This window comes from Flavobacterium bizetiae (genome assembly GCF_902804475.1).
Lineage (GTDB): Bacteria > Bacteroidota > Bacteroidia > Flavobacteriales > Flavobacteriaceae > Flavobacterium > Flavobacterium bizetiae.
Genome location: NZ_CADCSU010000247.1, coordinates 1 through 500, shown reverse-complemented (window position 1 = coordinate 500; position 500 = coordinate 1). Strand labels below are relative to the sequence as shown.

Genomic DNA, 500 nt, shown 5'->3' with positions numbered 1-500 from the left:
TTGTAAAAATAAAAAAACCTCGCATTTAGCAAGGTTCATATTTATTTGATTATTGATCTTAAAAGATTTATACATCTAGCAGAATTTGTTAATATCAGGATTTATTTTAAAACAGTATTTATAAAATCCATAGCGCCAATTCCTTTATAAGATGCAAATAATGCTTTGTCAAAAGCTTCGCGTTTTGCTTTGGTATTTTTGGCATCAGTTTCAACAATCATTTCGTTAAAAATTTTTTCCTGCTCTTCGCTATACTTTATAGAAGCTTCTAAAAGATCATTTTTTGATACTAATCCGAAAGAAGAGTAAATCCTCTTCATAAATTTTTTATTGAGTTTTTCTAAATCAGGAATGCTCATATTCAAATCATTAATGGTTCTATACTCAGATAGATTATTAATTGTGATTTTTTGTTAAAAATTACAATTTTAAAACTGATAACTAATAGGTTATAACTTTTTAAAGACACTTAAAAGTTGAAAAAACAACAAAATAAATAC

Annotated in this window: 1 protein-coding gene; it reads right to left on the bottom strand. The window is 25.0% G+C overall.

Annotated elements, in window-relative coordinates; genetic code table 11:
- Nucleotides 1–101: 101 nt before the first annotated feature.
- Nucleotides 102–320: a hypothetical protein gene (locus FLACOL7796_RS24545; RefSeq protein ID WP_232067452.1), complete on the bottom strand. Its 219-nt coding sequence runs from the start codon at nt 318–320 to the stop codon at nt 102–104.
- Nucleotides 321–500 lie beyond the last annotated feature (180 nt).

Coding starts and splice junctions, on each gene's coding strand:
- FLACOL7796_RS24545 (WP_232067452.1), bottom strand. CDS start 320: ATGAAGAGGATTTACTCTTCTTTCGGATTAGTATCAAAAAATGATCTT.